The sequence below is a fragment of the Actinomycetota bacterium genome, from assembly GCA_005774595.1.
In the GTDB taxonomy this organism is placed as follows: domain Bacteria; phylum Actinomycetota; class Coriobacteriia; order Anaerosomatales; family D1FN1-002; genus D1FN1-002.
On sequence record VAUM01000241.1, the window covers coordinates 1 to 3,069 of the forward strand.

Here is a 3,069-nt window from a genome sequence, read left to right on the forward strand (position 1 = left end):
GTCCCGGCGGGGTTCCGGGCGGATGGCCCCCCGGCGCGGGCTTCCCGGGCGGCGGATTCCCCGGCGGCGCATACCCCGGCGGTGCGGGCGGGTTCACCGTCGACGTGGGCGACCTCGGCGACCTGTTCGGCGGGATCTTCGGCGGTGGCGGAGGCGGGCGCGGGGCGCGCGGGCCGCACCGCGGGCGCGACCTGCAGTACGAGGTGGCGCTCACGTTCGACGAGGCGCTCGCCGGCGTGTCGACGAAGGTCGACGTCCAGCGCGCCGAGACCTGTTCGACCTGCAAGGGGTCCGGCGCCAAGCCCGGCACCTCGGCCACGACCTGTCCCGCGTGCGGGGGCACCGGCCGCACCTCGCAGGGTCAGGGGATGTTCGCGTTCTCGCACGCGTGCTCGCGTTGCGGCGGCTCGGGCAAGGTCATCGAGTCGCCGTGCACCACGTGCCGGGGCAAGGGCAGCGTGGTCAAGCTCAAGCCGGTGACGGTCAACGTGCCGGCAGGCGCCGCGGACGGCGGCAAGCTGCGCTTCAAGGGCAAGGGCGAGCCGGGCGAGAACGGCGGGCCCGCGGGCGACCTGTACGTGGTCACCCGCATCAAGCCGCATCCGTACTTCACGCGCGACGGCGCCGACGTGCTGATGGACCTGCCGCTCACCTTCGACGAGGCGGCGCTCGGCACGGAGGTCACCATCTCCGCTCCCGACGGCACGCGCGTGAAGCTCAAGATCGCGGCGGGCACGCAGGACGGTCGCGTGCACCGCCTCAAAGAGAAGGGCGCTCCTCGGCTGAAGGGCTCGGGACGGGGCGACCTGCGCGTGCGTGCGCGGGTGGTCACGCCCGAGAAGCTCACGGCCGAGCAGAAGGAACTGATGCGCAGGTTCGCGTCGTCGCGCGGAGACGACGTGCGGGCGCACATCAAGTAGGAGGCGCGGACATGATGGACAGGCGAAGCCGGGGCGGCGAGCGGCCGCTCTACATGATCAGCGTGGCAGCCGAGCTGGCGGGCATGCATCCGCAGACGCTGCGCATCTACGAGCGCAAGCAGCTCATCAAGCCGCAGCGCTCCGGCGGCAACACGCGCCTGTACTCCGACGCCGACATCGAGCGGCTGCGGTTGATCACGCAGCTGACGGCCGAGGGCATCAACCTGGCCGGCGTCATCCGCATCCTGGAGCTGCGGGCGCAGGCCGAGGGCCTGGCCGCGGAGGCCGAGCGGTTGCGCATCGCGCTCGCTCACGCCGAGGCCCGTGCTGCGCTGGCCCGCGCGGAGGCACGTGCGCAGGCGCGGCCGCGCACGGAGATAGTGCTCGTTCAGCGCGGCGGCATGGTCAGGCGCGAGCAGAGGTGATGCGCTGATGCGGATGGACAAGCTCACCGTCAAGGCACAGGAGGCCCTGCAGGCCGCGGGCGGCATCGCCGACGAGGGCGGGCAGACCGTCGTCGAGCCCGAGCACCTGCTGAAGGCGCTGGTCGATGCGGCCGAGGGCATCGTGCGCCCGATCCTCGCGAAGGTCGGCGCCGAGCCGGACCTCGTCGAGGCAGACGCGACCGCGGCGGTCTCAGCGATGCCGAAGGTCAGCGGCGGGGCGGGTGTGACCGGCGTGTCGCCCCGGCTGAACACCGTGCTGGCCGACGCGTTCAAGGCCGCCGAGAAGCTCAAGGACGCGTACGTCTCCACGGAGCACCTGCTGCTCGCGATCGCGTCGGATTCCGGCGAGGCCGGTCGCGTGCTCGGGAAGCACGGCGTCACGAGCGAGCGCCTCGCGGCGGCGCTGACCGAGCTGCGCGCGGGGGCGCGCGTGACCGACGAGAACCCCGAGGCGCAGTTCCAAGCGCTCGAGCGGTTCTCGCGCAACCTGACCGATCTCGCGCGCAACGGCAAGCTCGACCCGGTCATCGGCCGCGACGAGGAGATCCGCCGCGTCATCCAGGTGCTGTCGCGGCGCACCAAGAACAACCCGGTGCTCATCGGCGAGCCGGGCGTGGGCAAGACCGCCATCGTCGAGGGGCTCGCGCAGCGCATCGTCGACGGCGACGTGCCCGCGTCGCTCAAAGACAAGGACGTGGTCGCGCTCGACCTGGGCGCGATGGTGGCCGGTGCGAAGTACCGCGGCGAGTTCGAGGACCGCCTCAAGGCCGTGCTGCGCGAGGTCGAGCAGGCCGAGGGGCGGCTCGTGCTGTTCATCGACGAGCTGCACACGCTCGTCGGCGCGGGGGCGGCCGAGGGCGCGATGGATGCGAGCAACATGCTCAAGCCGGCGCTCGCGCGCGGCGAGCTGCACGCGATCGGCGCGACCACGCTCGACGAGTACCGGGAGCACATCGAGAAGGACGCGGCGCTCGAGCGCAGGTTCCAGCCGGTGTTCGTCGGCGAGCCGAGCGTTGAGGACGCGATCGCGATCCTGCGCGGCATCAAGGAGAAGTACGAGGTCCACCACGGCGTGCGCATCACCGACGGCGCGCTCGTGGCGGCCGCCACACTCTCGGACCGCTACATCACCGACCGCTTCCTGCCAGACAAGGCCATCGACCTCGTGGACGAGGCGGCCTCGCGGCTGCGCATCGAGATCGACTCGATGCCCACCGAGATCGACGTGGTGGACCGCCGGCTGCGCCAGATGCAGATCGAGGAGCAGGCGCTGGCCAAGGAGACGGACGAGGCGTCGGCCGAGCGGCTCGAGAAGCTGCGCGCGGAGATGGCGGGCATGACCGAGGAGCTCTCGGGCCTCAAGGCGCGCTGGCAGTCCGAGAAGGACGTCATCGGCGACGTGCAGCGCCTCACCGCCGAACTCGACGCGGCCAAGGTCGACGCCGAGCGCGCCGAGCGCGAGGGCGACCTCGCGCGTGCGGCCGAGCTGCGCTACGGGCGCGTGCCCGAGCTCACCCGGGCGCTCGAGGAGGCGGACGCCAAGCTCGCCGAGCGGCAGGGCGCGGACGCGATGCTGCGCGAGCAGGTCACCGAGGAGGAGATCGCCGAGGTCGTGGCCGCGTGGACCGGCATCCCGGTCTCGCGCGTGATGGAAGGCGAACTCGCCAAGCTCGCGCGCCTCGAAGACGAGCTGCACCGGCGCG

Annotated in this window: 3 protein-coding genes; all 3 read left to right on the top strand. The window is 72.3% G+C overall.

The genetic code is table 11. The features are described 5' to 3' along the window. Positions 1-920 (top strand): molecular chaperone DnaJ (locus FDZ70_08545; protein ID TLM72286.1); only part of this gene is annotated, 920 nt, incomplete at its 5' end. Between the two features lie 14 nt (positions 921-934). Next, positions 935-1,345 carry a MerR family transcriptional regulator gene (locus FDZ70_08550; protein TLM72287.1) on the top strand — a complete coding sequence of 137 codons (411 nt, stop codon included), beginning with the start codon at positions 935-937 and terminating at the stop codon, positions 1,343-1,345. Between the two features lie 7 nt (positions 1,346-1,352). Beyond that, on the top strand, positions 1,353-3,069 hold a 1,717-nt coding region (locus FDZ70_08555; GenBank protein ID TLM72288.1), incomplete at its 3' end, for an AAA family ATPase.